At 40.8% G+C, this 17,197-nt stretch carries 19 protein-coding genes and 1 tRNA gene; 9 read left to right on the forward strand and 11 right to left on the reverse strand.

The features are described from left to right. Positions 1-858: 858 nt before the first annotated feature. The 5 genes from JOC28_RS08720 to JOC28_RS08740 form a co-directional block, all read right to left on the reverse strand. Positions 859-945, reverse strand: a tRNA-Ser gene (locus JOC28_RS08720). Positions 946-974: 29 nt separating this feature from the next. Continuing rightward, on the reverse strand, positions 975-1,610 hold the full coding sequence (gene trmB, locus JOC28_RS08725; RefSeq protein ID WP_205010308.1) for a tRNA (guanosine(46)-N7)-methyltransferase TrmB: 636 nt from the start codon (positions 1,608-1,610) through the stop codon (positions 975-977). A 9-nt stretch (positions 1,611-1,619) separates the two neighbouring features. After that, complete coding sequence (gene ccrZ, locus JOC28_RS08730) at positions 1,620-2,402, reverse strand: cell cycle regulator CcrZ (RefSeq protein ID WP_205010309.1); 783 nt, start codon at positions 2,400-2,402, stop codon at positions 1,620-1,622. 79 nt (positions 2,403-2,481) lie between these two features. Next, positions 2,482-3,519, reverse strand: a complete 1,038-nt coding sequence (locus JOC28_RS08735; RefSeq protein WP_239548940.1) for an ABC transporter permease — start codon at positions 3,517-3,519, stop codon at positions 2,482-2,484. Then, positions 3,512-4,249 carry an ABC transporter ATP-binding protein gene (locus JOC28_RS08740; RefSeq protein WP_205010310.1) on the reverse strand — a complete coding sequence of 246 codons (738 nt, stop codon included), beginning with the start codon at positions 4,247-4,249 and terminating at the stop codon, positions 3,512-3,514. The genes JOC28_RS08735 and JOC28_RS08740 overlap by 8 nt, the downstream gene beginning before the upstream one ends. Positions 4,250-4,324: 75 nt before the next feature. Between JOC28_RS08740 and JOC28_RS08745 the strand changes: the two genes are divergently transcribed. Next, a complete protein-coding gene (locus tag JOC28_RS08745; RefSeq protein ID WP_205010311.1) occupies positions 4,325-4,744 on the forward strand; it encodes an HIT family protein in 420 nt (139 codons plus the stop codon). After that, positions 4,741-5,040, forward strand: a complete 300-nt coding sequence (locus JOC28_RS08750) for a chemotaxis protein (RefSeq protein WP_205010312.1) — start codon at positions 4,741-4,743, stop codon at positions 5,038-5,040. The genes JOC28_RS08745 and JOC28_RS08750 overlap by 4 nt, the downstream gene beginning before the upstream one ends. A gap of 89 nt (positions 5,041-5,129) precedes the next feature. Here the strand turns inward: JOC28_RS08750 and lytR are convergent, their stop codons facing one another. From lytR to JOC28_RS08780, 6 genes are all read right to left on the reverse strand, one after another. After that, on the reverse strand, positions 5,130-6,299 hold the full coding sequence (gene lytR, locus JOC28_RS08755; protein WP_205010313.1) for a glycopolymer--peptidoglycan transferase LytR: 1,170 nt from the start codon (positions 6,297-6,299) through the stop codon (positions 5,130-5,132). Positions 6,300-6,306: 7 nt separating this feature from the next. Then, positions 6,307-6,828, reverse strand: coding sequence for a GNAT family N-acetyltransferase (locus tag JOC28_RS08760; RefSeq protein ID WP_205010314.1), 522 nt, complete (start codon positions 6,826-6,828; stop codon positions 6,307-6,309). Beyond that, on the reverse strand, positions 6,821-7,264 hold the full coding sequence (gene tsaE / locus JOC28_RS08765; protein WP_205010315.1) for a tRNA (adenosine(37)-N6)-threonylcarbamoyltransferase complex ATPase subunit type 1 TsaE: 444 nt from the start codon (positions 7,262-7,264) through the stop codon (positions 6,821-6,823). The genes JOC28_RS08760 and tsaE overlap by 8 nt, the downstream gene beginning before the upstream one ends. Positions 7,265-7,810: 546 nt before the next feature. Then, positions 7,811-9,241 carry an NCS2 family permease gene (locus tag JOC28_RS08770; RefSeq protein ID WP_205010316.1) on the reverse strand — a complete coding sequence of 477 codons (1,431 nt, stop codon included), beginning with the start codon at positions 9,239-9,241 and terminating at the stop codon, positions 7,811-7,813. 183 nt (positions 9,242-9,424) lie between these two features. Continuing rightward, the gene (locus JOC28_RS08775) at positions 9,425-10,057 is read right to left on the reverse strand and encodes a DUF1361 domain-containing protein (protein WP_205010326.1); all 633 of its coding nucleotides are present in this window, start codon (positions 10,055-10,057) and stop codon (positions 9,425-9,427) included. Between the two features lie 22 nt (positions 10,058-10,079). Then, positions 10,080-10,664 carry a DUF1361 domain-containing protein gene (locus tag JOC28_RS08780; RefSeq protein ID WP_205010317.1) on the reverse strand — a complete coding sequence of 195 codons (585 nt, stop codon included), beginning with the start codon at positions 10,662-10,664 and terminating at the stop codon, positions 10,080-10,082. 90 nt (positions 10,665-10,754) lie between these two features. Between JOC28_RS08780 and JOC28_RS08785 the strand changes: the two genes are divergently transcribed. From JOC28_RS08785 to serS, 7 genes are all read left to right on the forward strand, one after another. Then, entirely contained in the window at positions 10,755-11,573 is an 819-nt protein-coding gene (locus JOC28_RS08785; protein ID WP_205010318.1) for an HAD family hydrolase, read from the forward strand. 306 nt (positions 11,574-11,879) lie between these two features. Further along, the gene (locus JOC28_RS08790; protein WP_205010319.1) at positions 11,880-12,872 is read left to right on the forward strand and encodes a PTS sugar transporter subunit IIB; all 993 of its coding nucleotides are present in this window, start codon (positions 11,880-11,882) and stop codon (positions 12,870-12,872) included. 64 nt (positions 12,873-12,936) lie between these two features. Beyond that, positions 12,937-13,740: a PTS mannose/fructose/sorbose transporter subunit IIC gene (locus JOC28_RS08795; RefSeq protein ID WP_205010320.1), complete on the forward strand. Its 804-nt coding sequence runs from the start codon at positions 12,937-12,939 to the stop codon at positions 13,738-13,740. 16 nt (positions 13,741-13,756) lie between these two features. After that, the gene (locus JOC28_RS08800) at positions 13,757-14,668 is read left to right on the forward strand and encodes a PTS system mannose/fructose/sorbose family transporter subunit IID (RefSeq protein ID WP_205010321.1); all 912 of its coding nucleotides are present in this window, start codon (positions 13,757-13,759) and stop codon (positions 14,666-14,668) included. A 122-nt stretch (positions 14,669-14,790) separates the two neighbouring features. Next, positions 14,791-15,159 carry a DUF956 family protein gene (locus JOC28_RS08805; RefSeq protein WP_205010322.1) on the forward strand — a complete coding sequence of 123 codons (369 nt, stop codon included), beginning with the start codon at positions 14,791-14,793 and terminating at the stop codon, positions 15,157-15,159. Positions 15,160-15,477: 318 nt separating this feature from the next. Further along, the gene (locus JOC28_RS08810) at positions 15,478-15,705 is read left to right on the forward strand and encodes a phosphoribosylaminoimidazole carboxylase (RefSeq protein WP_205010323.1); all 228 of its coding nucleotides are present in this window, start codon (positions 15,478-15,480) and stop codon (positions 15,703-15,705) included. Positions 15,706-15,810: 105 nt separating this feature from the next. Then, the gene (gene serS / locus JOC28_RS08815) at positions 15,811-17,094 is read left to right on the forward strand and encodes a serine--tRNA ligase (RefSeq protein WP_205010324.1); all 1,284 of its coding nucleotides are present in this window, start codon (positions 15,811-15,813) and stop codon (positions 17,092-17,094) included. The last annotated feature ends 103 nt before the right edge of the window (positions 17,095-17,197 follow it).

Here is a 17,197-nt window from a genome sequence, read left to right on the forward strand (position 1 = left end):
TGCTTTAGCTGCTGCAACGAGCTCTCCGATTGGTCAACTCAAAAAGTGGATTTAGGACTTTGAAAATTGTTTCCGAGGATTACTTGACACAAACAGTACCTTCTCATCGCCTATTTTACATCCTAAAACATGATATAATCATTACTGGCACTAACGAAACCGCCTTAGCTAAGGAGGTGAAACTATGCTAAAGGAAATATTCATCATCATTCTCGCCCCGCTAGTAGTCAACTTGATAACCAAGTTGGTTAGCGACTGGCTAGATAGCAAGCAGGGAAAACACAAGCGTTAGTGTTCTAGCCCACAAAAAATCCCCCAGTATTGGTACTACTGGGGGATTTGTGTTTTTCAGCTATGCCAAAGAAACATTCATCTTCTCTCATAATATACCACCTTTCCAGTTACTTGTCAAAGATGAATTAGAGGATAATGTCTCACAGTAGAGAAGTAGTTATAGGTCAGATTATTTACTCACGATTTTCTTTTTGCTATAATAAGACCGCCCCTTTGGGATAGGAAGGGGGTGAAGTTCAAATGGAAACTTTCCTAACTTTGTTTCTTGTACCTTTGCTAGTATCTATCCTAACAGCATTGTTTGAGTATTGGCTCAACTCTCACAAGAAATAACCCTAGGGCATGGGCCTGAAAAAAAGAACCCCCAATGTTGTAGCATTGGGGGTTCTTGTGTTCAAATGGAACACTTCCTAACTATTAAGTCCATTATAGCTTTAACAGTTCTCGCTGTCAATTATTTACTCATCATTCTATTTAGTTGGAAGAGGATAAATTTGTCTTGATGGTAAACTTTCTTGATAGAGTTTTCCCATTCTATTCAAAGCCTGTCTCTTTTAGGATAAAAGGAGAGGAGGGGATTCGAACCCCCGAGCCCCGTTAAGGACTACACGCTTTCCAAGCGTGCGCACTCGGCCACTATGCGACCTCTCCAGATAAAGGAGCCTGTTCGCTCCTCAATGTTAAAATTCTGCTTCTACTCGGTAGATAACTTGTCCTTTTTCTGAGAACTTACGTTCGTACTCAGTCATGACATTGCCTTCATAGTCAGAAGCATGAAGGTCCAACCAGACTTGTTTAAGGACCATACCATACTGTGAAAAGCTGGCTAGGCTGTACTCAAACAACCCACGGTTATCAGTCTTGAAGTGAATCTGTCCGTGTTCAGGTAGGATTTGTTTATAGGTATCCAAGAAATCCTTGTAAGTCAAACGGCGTTTTTCATGTTTTTTCTTAGGCCATGGGTCTGAGAAATTGAGGTACATGAGATCAACTTCACCATCTTCAAAATAGTTAGTAAGCGCAGAGCCATCCACGCGCAGCAATTTCACATTCTTTGCACCACTATCAAGCACCTTATCCAAGGCATAGCTCAAAACAGAGAGTTGAATATCGATACCGATATAGTTGATATCAGGATTTTGTAGAGCCATTCCTGTGATGAAGGCACCTTTTCCTGAACCGACTTCGATGTGGACAGGATTGTCATTTCCAAAGACTTCATGCCATTTTCCTTTGGCATCTTCTGGATTCAAAATCACGTACTGAGGATGATTTGCTAGGTGTTCCTCTGCACCCTTACGTTTTCTTACTCGCATTGTAACTTTCTACATGTGTTCTCTAAATTTTCGAAGGTCGTAAATCTCACGGTTAACCGCAGCCATATCACGCTCGTCGAAACACTTCAAAATCTGTGACAGATATGAAAACTGACCATACCAATTAATCTTCTGACGCACCAGCTCATTATCCTTGTAACCATAATAAGTCAACCACTCATGCCAAGATTGTTTCGGAATATAGTGGCTAAGAATATGAGCAACATCATACATTCGATCTGTCAGACGCACAGCATCCCAATCCACCAAATAAATCATACCACTCGTTGTGATAACCCAATTCGTATGGTGGATATCACCATGGACAATCGTTGCTGTCTCACGATTAAACTCAGGCAATTGACGTTTGAGCTCCTTAATAATAGAAAGAAGGTAAGTATTCTCTCTCAATTGAAGCGGTGCTTTTTGCTCCCAGTCTGAAATCAAGTCATAAGGATTCTCAACCTTATAATTCAACTGAATGAGCTGATTGACCAGATGACGAGATTTGTGCAAACGCAAAAGGATATGCACTACTTGCTTACTAGTCATATCCTGCTTAGTCAAAATGCGTCCATCAAGCCATTCCTGAGCACTCATCACGTCTCCGTTACCTAGACGTTTAGCCCAGAGCAATTGCGGTGCAATCTGTTCCTTAGCCAGAGCAGCCAAAAGCGGTGTTGTATTGAGTTTGACAAAGACACGGTCGCCTTCTGGATAGGTTCCAATATATGCCTTACCGCTCTTTCCCTTCAAAGGGACTAGGGTAAGTTCGCTATCTTCTACTGTCACGAGATCCCTCCTTACTGATGTAAACTTTTATATCGAATTTTTAAACAAAGTCTCTTCTATTTTACTTGTTTTTAAAAACTTAGTCAATCAACTTTGCAAGTTTTCTAGGAAGGTAGAGTTCAACCAGGACAAGAGACCAGACCAAAAGGAGCAGAGCTGACCAATGAAAGAAGCCAGAGCAGATTTCCAAAAGACTAAGGACATAAAAGACCAGTCTCATCAAGGTCTGGAAATTCTTAACCTTCAAGGAGCTACTAACGGGATAGAGCTTGGTCATCAGTTGATAATCATAGACACTAAAGAGTCCTACTAACTGGAAAATCAAGAGGTAGTTAAAGAGTCCTGCTACCAGACTTGCTAGGACAATCGGTCTCAGGAAGAGAAGAGAAAGCATTGCTAAAAGCCCCAAACGCAAGGTCAGAGCTAGATAATCTCCATTTCGTAGAAAAGCTCTGCTGTAGAGATGTAACCAAGTCTGTCCATGCTCTAGTCTCAAAGGTTTCAAGAGCGGATTGAGATAGCTTCGCGGCTTCATGCTACTTGAAATTCCCTTGACCGTCGTAAAGAGGGCGAAAAATTTAAGGATGCGCTGCCTTCTTCCTTTTTCATAGGAAATAGCAGAGCTAAAGTCCAAGCCACCTTCTTTCAAAAACTGCGCCAGCAATTGTCTCAAACGAAAAGCCCTGATAGCCAAAAGGACGACAGCTAAAAGAATAAGCAGGATTGGAGACAAACCAGCTGCCAGATAAATAGGCGACACAAGAGCCAAAATGAAGACTTGAATCAAGCCCCAAAAGGCAAAAGAGCGTTTGAATGCAGTCCTAATAGCTAGCGTCAAATCAGCCTCCTTGGGAAGGAGAAAAAGACTGTCCGCCTCTTCAAGATAAAGGGCTACCGCTCCCATAAAAGATGTCATAATCAATAAAATCGTCACGACAGTAAGAAGGAGCCAAGGCTGACTAGGGAAATTCTTCAAGAGTTGGCTGTACTGATAGAGGATAAAGCCGAGAAGAAATATCAGAACCAGAACGAAATGATCATTAAGCACATAGCGCAAATAACGCAGACACTGATTTTGAAAGGTTAGCCGTCTACGACCAAGAAGTTCCTTAATCATGGGCAGCCTCTTCCTTGGTTAGCGCCATATAGATATCAGATAAACTAGCCTTGTCATCGCCAAAAGTCTGGCGCAACTGATCTAGATTACCTTGGGCACGGATTTGTCCATGATGCAGAATAACAAAACGGTCGCACATCTTTTCAGCAGAGTCCAAAACATGGGTACTCATGAGAATAGCGGTGCCCTTCTCCTTTTCCTTCTCTAACAGAGCTGTCAAATCTGAAATAGCTAGGGGGTCCAGTCCTAAGAAGGGCTCATCGATAATCAGCAGGCTCGGATTGATAATCAGCGCAGCGATAATCATAACCTTCTGCTTCATTCCCTTAGAAAACTGAGTCGGAAACCAGTCCAACTTATCCTCCAAACGAAAGATTTGTAGAAGCTCCATGAGATAGTCCTGACTTGCTACAATATCCACATCATAGGCCATCATAACCGTATTCAAATGTTCGCGCAGAGTCAATTCCTCATAGAGACTAGGCGTCTCAGGGATAAAACCAATCTTGCGACGATAGCCCTCCATATCCTCAGATAGACTGACGCCATCGATGGTAATTTTTCCCTGATAAGGACGAAGTAAGCCGATAATCTCATTGATCGTCGTTGATTTACCAGCACCATTCAGCCCGATAAGACCGACCAACTCCCCATCAGCCACTTCGAATGAAATCTCTTTTAAGACTGGTAAGTTCAGATAACCCCCAACCAAATCATCTATTTTTAACATGACCTTTATTCCTAACTTTGATATACTTATAGTATCCATTATAACAAAATCCAAATAGAAGAAGGTGCCAAACACATGGAAAATTGTATCTTTTGTAAAATCGTTGCTGGTGAGATTCCCTCATCAAAAGTCTATGAAGATGACGAAGTGCTCGCCTTTTTAGATATTTCACAGACAACAAAAGGACACACGCTTTTGATTCCTAAAAAGCATGTCCGCAACGTTCTCGACATGGATCAGGCAACGGCAGAGACAACTTTCGCCCGTCTCCCTAAGATTGCTCGTGCCCTCCAAAAAGCTACTGGCGCTCAAGGTATGAATATCGTTAATAACAACGAAGAGATTGCTGGACAAACGGTTTTCCATGCCCACATCCACCTCATTCCTCGCTATGAATCTGGTGATGGTTTTTCAATCAACTACACCACTCACGAACCTGATTTTGAAGCTTTGGGACAATTGGCAGAGCAGATTTCTAAAGAGGTAGCACAATGAAACTTGGACGCCTAACCCTACTTGGACTCTTGGGCTACGCTGGCTATAAACTCTACCAAAACCGAGACCAAGTAAAAGAAAATCTGAGCTCACTTAAAGAGTCAGGACAAGCTGCATCACTAGATTTGGACCGTATCAAGAGTAGCCTTACTACTATTCAAGAACAAACTGCAAACATCCAAGAGATGAGCCAGGATCTGACCTACAAACTCCGTGTTTTTCAAGAAGAAAGTAAGCCAAGGTTAGCTGAAATTCAGCAACGAATGGCTAAGTATCAAACACCAGAAAACAAATAAGATAGTCATTTTGAAACTACTAGCCCAGCTAGTGGTTTTCTTTTTTCAACAAAAAAGAAGCAAGCGAAAACTTACTTCTTTGATATAATTTAGTAACCTTGATTGTAACCTGCAGTCGCATCTGATGTATCACCATAAGTTGCGCTTCCTGCCTGATTATCATAAGTAACAGTGCCACTGTCAGTATAACCACCAGTAGTATCATAGCCATTACTATAAGTTGAATCATAGCTAGAGGTATCATCTGAACTATAGCTACCATAAACATCCTCATATAGTACTGCTGTTGTCTTAAGAGTGTCAGCTGTTGACTCTGTCAAGCCCAACTGTTTCTTGATATTATTTTGAATTTCAAGAAGGTTATCAGTCGTCGCAATCTGGTAAGAACCACCATTAAGCGTTGCATCCTCACCTTTCAACTGATACTCTGTAATGTTTTTCAAGGAACTTGAATAACCTAGCAATTGAGGAATCGTACTTGTTGAGAGTGCAACGTTTGTCTGCATATTGGCGCTGACAGCCTCAAGGATTTTCTTATAAGAAGCCACGCTGTTGAGGTTCAACAACTTAGCCATAACTTTTTGAATAACCTCACGTTGACGTTTTTGACGACCATAGTCACCTTCTGGATCATCATAACGCATACGAGCAAAGACAAGGGCTTGCTCACCATTGATCAAGTGAGTCCCTGGTTCAACTGTTGCTGTGTACTCAGGTTCATTTTCCGAAATTGATATAGGGAAGTCAAAACTATTAGTAACTGTAATACCACCGACGGCATTAACCAAGTCAACCAAGCCCTGCATATTGATCTGCATGTAGTAATCAATATTGATATCAAGGACACCTTCAATCGTTGAAATAGCAAGCTCAGCTCCGCCAGCTGCGTAAGCAGCATTCAATTTAGCCTCGTAGGTTTCACCGTCATTGGTAATATTAACCAGAATATCACGTTCTAGACTGGTCATCGTTGTCGTCTTAGTTTCAGGATTGACTGTCACCAAAATCATCGAGTCACTATTACCAGACCAAGTATCTGTACGCTGAGAATCTCCCGTATCCACCCCCATCAGGAGAATAGAGAAGGGCTTAGTATTCTGCAAGGCAGTACTTGTTTCCCCGTCACCATACTCCTTAAAGGTCTTTGAAAGGGCACTATTTGAAAAATTCAGGGCATCTGTCACATAGACACCAGCCGCAACAATTGTCGTCAGGAAGATTAACCCCAACATCAGTAAGATTTTTTTACCAAGTTTCATATTTTTATTAATCTATCAGTTTCCCCATAAGGTAAACATCCAGAAATTCTCCATCTTTTAATTTAGCGCCGCGTTTTTTGACACCTTCTATCTCAAAGCCGAATTTTTGATAGACATGCACAGCTCTCTCATTTCTAGCCTGAACTGTCAATTCAAGACGGGAAATGTCTTCTGTTTCTTGAGCCCAGTCAAGACACAAATCCATCAAGGTTTGACCTAGTCCATATCCCCAATAATCCTTATCAACAACAATAAAGATATCTCCGATATGTCTAGTCTGTTCTCTAAAATCTGCTGCCACATTAAGCATGGCAATCACCCTTTCACCAAGTTTGGCAATCAGGCAGATATTATTAGTCGATTCCAAGCGATAGCTGAGCGATTCTTCCATCTGGGCAAGCGACATCTGCATACCTGACTCATCAATGTCGATAAAGTCAGACTGCTCTCCTACCTTGTCTAGAAAATCAAGCAAAGCTTTTGCATCACTAACTTCTGCTTCTCCAAAAAGAACTTCCTGCTCAGCCATTAACAATAGCCTCACTAAGTTCTTTAGAACGAGAACCGTGTGGAAGAAGCTCAAGCTGACGCCCATCCCCATCCTTGCGGATAAGCAACTCCAAGTAATCATCTGGCAAATGATCAGCTAGCAGCTCTCCCCATTCAATAACGGTTACACCATCACTAAAGAGAAAATCATCCAGATCAATCGAATCTGGATCATCACCGATACGGTAGACATCAAGATGATATAGAGGCAGACGCCCTTCATATTCACGAACAATAGTGTAGGTTGGACTCTTGATCATCTGATCAATCTCCAAACCCTTGGCAATCCCCTTGGTTAGGGTTGTTTTTCCCGCACCCAGATCACCAGTCAAAACCAAGACATCCTTAGCTCTGAGAGCATGACCTATGCGAGTTCCTAGAGCAATTAGCTCTGTCTCATTTTGACTCTTAAACATGCTACCATTGTATCAAAAAAATAGGAAACTTCCAAGAAAATTCCGAAAATTGCCCATTCAGTCTAGCAAGAAAAGAGAGTGGGACAAAAATCGGTAATTCCAAAGGAATTCGATTTTGTCAGCAAATCTTTATTTTTGGTTGCTGACCTGAAACAGTCTATCCCCAGACTGTTTCACTCCCACCTCCGCACAGTTCCAACAGTTCAGTGAACTGTTGGAAGTTGGAAATGAAGCAAACAAAGTTTGCGTCATTCGTTAGGGCTGTAAGAGTTGATTTATTTTCTATCTCAAACAGTCCAGTGGACTGTTTGAGATAGAAAATAAGGAAAGCGTAGCTTTCATCCTCTCCACTCAGCAGTGGTTTATTGGTGCTAAAGCACCTAATGAACTGTGCAGGGGACTTTCTAAGCTGGCAAAGCCAGCAAGAAAGGCTCTCAACCCCTGCGCCTTGCAAACTGGATTATTAAAAAATAAGAAGGCTAGGACTTTTGTCCCAGCCTCCTCTTAAGTGACTAATTGTAAATAGAATATCGCTTACAAACTGTCTTACAAAACAGCCAAGCTGATGAAGTTCAGGATGAAGAGAAGGTCCATTACCCAAATGATAGCATGGATATCTTTAGCTTCATTTTTAACGATTTTCGTGAAAGTGTAAACTAGGAAACCGCAGGCGATACCTTCTGTGATTGAGTAGGCAAATCCCATAAAGATTGTTGTAAAGAAGGCTGGAATAGCTTCTGACAAATCATCCCAGTTAATATCTTTCAAGTTAGACAACATCATGATACCAACAATAATAAGAACTGCTGCTGTCGCTTGAGTAGGAACGATACTTACAAGTGGTGTGAAGAAGCTTGAGATAGCAAAGAGACCCGCTACAACAACTGCTGTCAAACCAGTACGTCCACCAGCACCGATACCTGCTGCAGACTCAACATAAGTTGTCACGTTTGAAGTCCCTGCAATAGCACCGATTGTTGTACCAACCATGTCACCGAAGAGGGCCTTATCCATTTTGTTTTGCAAACCTGCTGGTGCATTCTTATCATCAATATTGAAGATACCTGCTTTTTCACCGGTACCAACAAGTGTACCAACATTATCGAAAATATCAGTCATGGCAAAGGCCAAGATTGTCATCAGAACTTCAGGCAAACGGCTCATATCAGAGAAGAGATGACCTAGTCCTTCTGAACCAAGTGCCGCACCGAAGACCTCTCTCAATTCTGTAAATGCAGTACCAAGCGTATTTTGTGACCAATTGATAGCACCCAAATCAACAACACCAACTGCAATTGCTAGGATTGTTGTAATTGCGATAGAAATCATCACACCACCTTTGATATTTTTAATAACAAAGAAGGCAGTAATCAGAATCCCTGCAATGGCAACAAGCACAGCTGCATTGTCAAAAGTAACAAGACTCGGTGTGGCCGCTGAATTTGCTGTAATAGAAGCCAAGGCCTTATCGGCTCCAGTACCTGAAACAGTGTACTTACCTGGATCGATTGAGAATTTAATCAAGCCAGCATTTTTAATACCAATGTATGTTAGGAAAACCCCGATACCTGCTGAAATAGCACGTTTAAGGCTAGTAGGAATCTCATCAATCAACATACGACGCACTTTAGTCAATGTGATAAGCATTGAGATAATACCACAGATGAATACCATAGCCAAAGCTTCTTGCCATGTGTAACCAAGCGCAAAAACGACCGTATAAGTGAAGAAAGCATTAAGTCCCATACCAGGTGCCATAGCATAAGGAATATTAGCATAGAGACCCATCATCAATGTTCCCGCAATAGAACCAATGATAGTTGCCAACATAACACCTTGAGCTGGCATTCCTGTTTGACCCAAAATCTGTGGGTTTACAATCAAGATGTATGACATTGCAAAGAAAGTTGTCACACCAGCTAGAACTTCAGTACGAACATCTGTTCCATGTTCTTTTAATTTAAAAAACTTTTCCATGAGAATGGAGACTCCTTTTCGGGCATGGCCCTGCATTAATAATCATTTGATCGTTATAAGTAAAATAAACTTATTTACGAACGATACTTCTATTTTAACAAAATATCGTTCCTTTTTCAATGCTATCAGCTTAAAATTTTATACTTTAAATCATTTTATGCATGTAAACATTAAAACCTCAGACTAATCGTCCGAGGTTTTAAAATTATCAATAAAGCAAAGGCACATCAATTGAATACAGGTAAATCCTGCAATAAAGTAAAAACTATCTCCTGACAACAGAGCCGTCATTTCATCTAAAACCTTGGCAGGCCTCATCAAAAGATCCCAAGAATTCAATCTAGCATAGCGTCCAATATGGATAGCAAGACTAGAAATAAAAGATAAGAAGACGTAAAAAAGCAGACGATACAAGGGAGATGATATCAGATAAGTCTTTAGCATCAGTCTAACGCTCTCTAAACCTGATAAAACTCCAAAAAGAATACTAGGAACATACAGCATATAGAGAATCAAACTTCTCTCATCGTAGAGAACTTTTCCTGCAAAGTGCATGTGAATAATATCCGTCAACATGTAAAAAGTGTTCGGATAGAAAAACAACCAAAGAAGTGAAATCAGCAATCTTATGATTGGCTGTCTAACTAGAGTAGCTAAAAAGGCAAAGTCCATAGCAAGCATCGCTAGAAACATATTCCAAATCAAGTCAGGCCCTGACAGATCATAATGCTTAATTCCTAGAGAAATCACTAGGAAAAAAAGATGTAAGAGTCCTAATTTAATCACATTTGGCTTTAGCTTTTGTGATGGTTTCATGTCCATCAAATGACTTCCTCTTCTAATCATCACCGAGTAAAACAAGGAACATACACTGGATAAAGGTCATGCCAATCAAAAATGGGATATTAGCAAGAGTCAAGCTAGCTCCAATTTGTCCTAAGAAATTAAGCGGACTAAGGAAGAAATCACTCCATCCTAAACTTGTCGTTTGCCCCAGATGAATTGACAAACTCGTTAATAAAGCTACTGCAGGAATCAAGAGAAACTGCGTATAAAGATTTGCATTGAAGGATTTCAAAATCAACTGAAGGCTGAGTGCCCCTGAAATCACTGAGAAAGATAGGGCAGCTAAATAGACCATGAAGCTAGCCATAGAACCATCTGTCCAAACTGCCGTTCCAGACCAAGAAACGCTGCTGATTCCCATCAACATGTTAAAGGTATTGGGATAAAAAATCAGCCAGACAATTAAAGATAATAAACGAAGAATAGACTTCCCTGAGTGATGGGCTAAAAAACCAGCTTCAAGAGTGACCAAAGCCAAAATCACACTAACCATGAGACCATCCACAGCAGGTTGATAATACAAAATTCCAAATAAAATAAAAGCCACGAAGAGATGACTAAAAATAATCTTATGCATACTAAAACCTCTTTTTTGTTTCACTTTCAATTATAACATAATGATGACCTTTTCTCCCATTTGAGTGAGATTTTTGTTATAATGCCAATTATGAACAAAAAAATGATTGCACTTGATTTAGACGGTACCCTCCTCCTTCCCGATGGTAGCCTGTCACAAACAACGATTGACACCATAAAAGCTGTTCAAGATTTGGGACACTTGGTTGTCATTGCTACTGGTCGTCCCTATCGCATGGCTATCGATCACTACCGTACACTTAATCTGAAAACACCTCTGATTTCCTTCAATGGTTCCTTGACTAATATCCCTGATACTAAATGGGACTTCGAGCATTCTATCAAATTGGACAAAAAATATCTTCTCGAAATTCTTAAGAATAAGGAAGAACTGGAGATGGATTTCATTGCTAGTGAATATCGTCAAAATTTTTATATCACTATGGATCGACCTGAAACTATCCAACCACAGCTCTTTGGTGTCGATAAGATTGTCGAATCAATGCGTCTAGATCCTCAAAAAATTACCCGTGATCCAAATGCTCTGCTTATGCAGACACGTCACCAAGACAAACAACTTCTAGCACAAGAGATGAAAATGCATTTTAAAAATGAGTTGGAAGTAGACTCTTGGGGTGGTCCACTCAACATTCTTGAATGTTCTCCAAAAGGGATCAACAAGGCCTATGCCCTCACATATCTCCTCAATGCCCTTGGCATGTCAAGACAAGATTTGATTGCCTTTGGTGATGAGCATAATGATACTGAAATGCTGGCGCTTGCTCAAACAGGTTATGCTATGAAAAATGCCAGTCAAACACTCCTTCCTTTCGCTGATAAACAACTAAATTACAGCAATGAAGAAGATGGTGTGGCAAAAGAATTGCAAAAACTCTTCCTATTTAAATAGCACTTAAAAATGAAATTGGAAATTCCCATAAAATGATATAAGGCTCCTTATCTTTCTAGGTAGGGAGTCTTTTTGAGAGATTCTTGCTTACTTTCGCTATTTTTCGTGATTGAAACTGGAAATTTTTGCTATTTTACAAATTTTTTCTAAAAAAGGGCTTGCAATTTTTGTGAAAACGTTTTACAATATCTTTGTTCTGAGATTTTTTAAGATAAAAAAGAGTGTCATGTCAAAAAACATGACCTAAAATCTGGAGAGGTTCTTTTTTATCTTAAGAAAAATATTTTTTTAGGAGGAAGAACAAGAATGGGTATCGGTATTATTATTGCCAGCCACGGTAAATTTGCTGAAGGTATTCATCAATCAGGATCTATGATCTTTGGTGATCAAGAGAAAGTTCAAGTCGTCACTTTCATGCCTAATGAAGGTCCAGATGATTTGTATGCTCACTTCAACAATGCTATCGCTCAATTTGATGCTGATGATGAAATTCTCGTCCTAGCTGACCTGTGGAGTGGTTCTCCATTTAACCAAGCTAGCCGAGTTTCAGGAGAAAATCCTGATCGTAAGATTGCCATCATCACAGGTCTTAACTTGCCAATGCTTATTCAAGCCTACACTGAGCGTCTTATGGATGCCAATGCTGGGGTTGAACAAGTTGCCGCAAACATTATCAAGGAAGCTAAGGATGGTATTAAAGCCCTTCCTGAAGAGCTTAATCCTGTAGAAGAAGCTCCTGCAGCTTCTGAAGGAAAAACTGAACTTCAAGGTGCTATTCCTGAAGGAACAGTTATCGGAGATGGAAAACTTAAAATCAATCTTGCTCGTATTGATACACGTCTCCTTCACGGACAAGTTGCGACAGGTTGGACTCCTGCTTCTAAAGCAGACCGTATCATCGTTGCATCTGACGCTGTATCACAAGATGATCTTCGTAAGAGCTTGATTAAACAAGCCGCACCAAATGGTGTTAAGGCTAACGTTGTTCCAATCCGTAAATTGATTGAAGCATCTAAAGATCCTCGTTTTGGAAATACACACGCGCTTATCTTGTTTGAAACACCTCAAGAAGCTCTTCAAGCTATTGAAGGTGGTGTTGAGATTAAAGAACTTAATGTCGGTTCTATGGCTCACTCAACAGGTAAAACAATGGTAAACAACGTTCTTTCAATGGATAAAGATGATGTTGCTACTTTCGAAAAATTGCGTGACCTAGGCGTGCAATTCGATGTTCGTAAAGTACCAAACGATTCTAAGAAAGACTTGTTTGACCTTATCAACAAAGCAAATGTTCAATAATAGTTGATGAGTCTCTACAGACACATCACTCGATAAAAGAAAGAAAACGAAAGGATTTAGAATAATGTCAATTATTTCTATGATTTTGGTTGTGGTTATCGCCTTCTTCGCTGGTATGGACGGTATCCTCGACGAGTTCCAACTTCACCAACCACTTGTTTCATGTACCTTGATTGGTCTTGCAACAGGTCACGTTACTGCAGGTATTATGCTTGGTGGTACTCTTCAAATGATCGCCCTCGGTTGGGCTAACATCGGTGCTGCCGTTGCCCCAGACGTTGCACTTGCTGCTTCTGCAGCCGCTGTAATCCTTGTTAAAGGTGGAGACTTCACTTCTAAAGGTATTGGTGTTGCAACTGCCGTTGCCGTACCTCTTGCCGTAGCTGGTCTTGCCCTTACAATGGTTGTTCGTACCCTTTCAGTTGCGGTTGTTCACCGTGCTGATGCCGCTGCAAAACAAGGTAATATCGGTGCTGTTGAGCGTGCTCACTACACTGCTCTTGTTATGCAAGGTCTTCGTATCGCTATCCCAGTTGCCCTTCTTCTTGCCCTTCCAACTGATACAGTTCAAGGTATGCTTAATGCTATCCCAGCTTGGTTGTCAGATGGTATGACAATCGGTGGTGGAATGGTTGTTGCCGTTGGTTACGCAATGGTTATCAACATGATGGCTACAAAAGAAACATGGCCATTCTTCGTTCTTGGTTTTGTCTTTGCTGCTCTTAGCGAATTGACACTTATCGCTCTTGGTGCTATCGGTGTTGCCCTTGCCCTTATCTACCTCAACCTTTCAAAACAAGGTGGTTCAGGTAACGGCGGTGGCGCTGGTTCAAGCGACCCAATCGGCGATATCCTAGAAGACTACTAAGAGAAGGGAGATAATCATGGCTGAAAAAGTACAACTTACAAAATCAGATCGTCTTAAAGTTTGGTGGCGTTCAACATTCCTACAAGGATCATGGAACTACGAACGTATGCAAAACTTGGGTTGGGCATATGCTCTTATCCCAGCAATTAAACGTCTTTACACAAGCAAAGAAGACCAATCAGCTGCTCTTGAGCGTCACTTGGAATTCTTTAACACTCACCCATACATCGCTTCTCCAATCCTTGGGGTAACACTTGCTCTTGAAGAAGAAAAAGCTGCTGGTGCAGATATCGATGATACTGCTATCCAAGGTGTTAAAATCGGTATGATGGGACCTCTTGCCGGTATCGGTGACCCAGTCTTCTGGTTTACAGTGCGTCCTATCCTCGGGGCCCTTGGCGCTTCTATCGCTATGTCAGGTAACATCCTTGGTCCAATCATCTTCTTCTTCGGATGGAACATCATCCGTATGGCCTTCCTATGGTACACACAAGAACTTGGTTACAAGGCTGGTTCTGAAATCACTAAAGACCTTTCAGGTGGTATCCTTCAAGACATCACTAAAGGTGCTTCTATCCTCGGTATGTTCATCCTTGCTGCCCTTGTTGAACGTTGGGTATCAGTTAAGATGGCTCTTAACCTTCCTTCAACTAAGTTGTCAGAAGGTGCTTACATCGAATTCCCTAAAGGAAATGTTACTGGTAGCCAATTGCAAGAAATTCTTGCTAACCTTAACAATGGACTTAGCTTGACTCAAGAAAAAGCTAACTCACTTCAAGGACAAATCGATTCATTGATTCCTGGACTTCTTGGACTTCTCCTTACATTCTTCTGTATGTGGTTGCTCAAGAAAAAAGTATCACCAATCACAATCATCATCGGTCTCTTCATCGCTGGTGTTCTCCTTCACGTTATTGGTTGGATGTAATAAACAAAAAGGAGCTTGGAGCCTATCGGCTTCAGGCTTTCCTTTTTAAATCTCATTTGCTCTCATGATAATAGCCGAGCAGACACAAAAGATGACAAAATAAGTATGATTTAGGAGAAAACATGGCTCAATCATTAAATACTAAAGTTGAACTCTCAACAACCGGTGTCTACTATGTCGGCATCGGTGGCAACAAGGTTGGAAAATTTTTAGTTGGTGATAAGGCATTAGAATTTTATCCAGATAACAATGTGGAAAAATACGTTCAAATTCCTTGGAACCAAATTCAACAAATCGGAGCTAATGTCTCAGGTAAAAGCGTCAGCCGTCATTTCCATATCTTTATTTCCGACAATCGTAAACTCATGTTTGCCTCTAAAGATTCAGGCAAGATTCTCAAGATTGCCCGTGACAAGATTGGTAATGATAAGGTCGTCAAAATGCCAACCTTACTTCAAAAATTTGGAAGATTATTTGCGAAAAAGTCATAATTTAGATATAATAATAGCAACGGATAAGTAAGACTTCTTGTTTTTTCAGAAAGCCTACGGTTGCTGCGAGTAGGTAGAGCGAGGGTGTGAAATTCTACCGTGAATCAATAGTATAGTGAATTGAATAAAGGTTAGGACTGCGTTAAGTCGCTTTGATGAACGTTAGTTCTATCTTCAGCTCCTTGCCTAGTCCTATCTCTTTCTCAATCCACTATAAATAAATAATCAAGTGCACAGTCATTGTGAAGCTGGATGGAACCGCGCTCTTAGCGCTCCAGCATTCTTACAAGGCTGTGTTTTTCTTTTAAGGAGGTTTGTATGATACAAATTATCATCCATGCTTTTATTGATAATAAAGTCAATCAAGCTGTCGTTGAGGTTGCTTACGCCACTCAACAGGCCGAGACCATCCAAGACAAGCTAAAAGAACTCCAAGAACAATTCCCTCAAGATTATCTAGCTATTTATGATTTACCATTAGATAGAGATTTGACACAACTTGCCCACTATCCATCTGTCGCCATCGAAAAAGAGGACTTTCAGTAACTTATTAGTTGATAATTTAGAAAGGAAAATTTGGTTAGGCTTCACCTAACTAAATCGCTCGAAAAACTACCTTAAAATAGGAGTTTTCGAGCTCGGTATCTGTATATGTTAGACCTTAAACGTATTCGTAACGACTTTGACCAAGTCGCTACAAAACTCGCTAACCGTGGTGTTGATGAAGCAACACTTCGTGAACTTAAAGAAGTTGATGAAAAACGTCGTCAACTCTTGATCCAATCAGAAGAATTAAAAGCTGAGCGTAATATCGCTACAGATGCAATCGCTCAAGCAAAACGTAACAAAGAAGACGCTTCTGAACAAATCGCTGCTATGCAAAAAGTATCTGCAGATATCAAGGCTGTCGATGCTCAATTAGCTGAAGTTGATGAAAAACTCAACACAATGATTGCTATCTTACCAAATACACCAGCTGATGATGTTCCAGTCGGTGCTGACGAAGAAGAAAATGTAGAAGTTCGCCGTTGGGGAACACCTCGTGAATTTGACTTCGATGTAAAAGCTCACTGGGATCTCGGTGAAGACCTCGATATCCTTGACTGGGAACGCGGTGCTAAGGTAACTGGTTCTCGTTTCCTCTTCTACAAAGGATTGGGTGCTCGCCTGGAACGTGCTCTCTACAACTTCATGTTGGATGAACACGCTAAAGAAGGTTACACTGAAATGATCACACCATATATGGTTAACCACGACTCAATGTTTGGTACTGGGCAATATCCAAAATTCAAGGAAGATACCTTTGAAATCAATGATGAAGAACGTCCATTTGTATTGATTCCAACGGCTGAAGTACCTTTGACAAACTACTACCGCAATGAAATCATCGACGGTAAAGACCTACCAATCTACTTCACTGCTATGAGCCCATCATTCCGTTCAGAAGCTGGTTCAGCAGGACGTGATACACGTGGTCTTATCCGTCTTCACCAATTCCACAAGGTTGAAATGGTCAAATTTGCTAAACCAGAAGAATCATATGAAGAACTTGAAAAAATGACAGCAAATGCTGAAAATATTCTTCAAAAACTAAACCTTCCATACCGTGTCATTACCTTGTGTACTGGCGATATGGGATTCTCAGCTGCTAAAACTTACGACTTGGAAGTTTGGATTCCAGCACAAAATACATACCGTGAAATCTCATCATGTTCAAATACAGAAGATTTCCAAGCACGCCGTGCCCAAATTCGTTACCGTGACGAAGCAGATGGTAAAGTGAAACTTCTCCACACCCTCAACGGTTCAGGACTTGCAGTCGGACGTACTGTCGCTGCTATCCTTGAAAACTACCAAAACGAAGATGGTTCTGTTACAATCCCAGAAGTTCTCCGTCCTTACATGGGTGGTGCTGAAGTTATCGCACCTAAATAAGATAATAAAAAGAGGCTGGGCAAAAACGAGCTTCAACATAAAACCACACAATGATTTCCGTCTCGAAAACAATCAAGACGAAAGAATCACTGTGTGGTTTTTG

It is taken from the genome of Streptococcus loxodontisalivarius (assembly GCF_016908645.1).
GTDB classification, from domain to species: Bacteria; Bacillota; Bacilli; order Lactobacillales; family Streptococcaceae; genus Streptococcus; species Streptococcus loxodontisalivarius.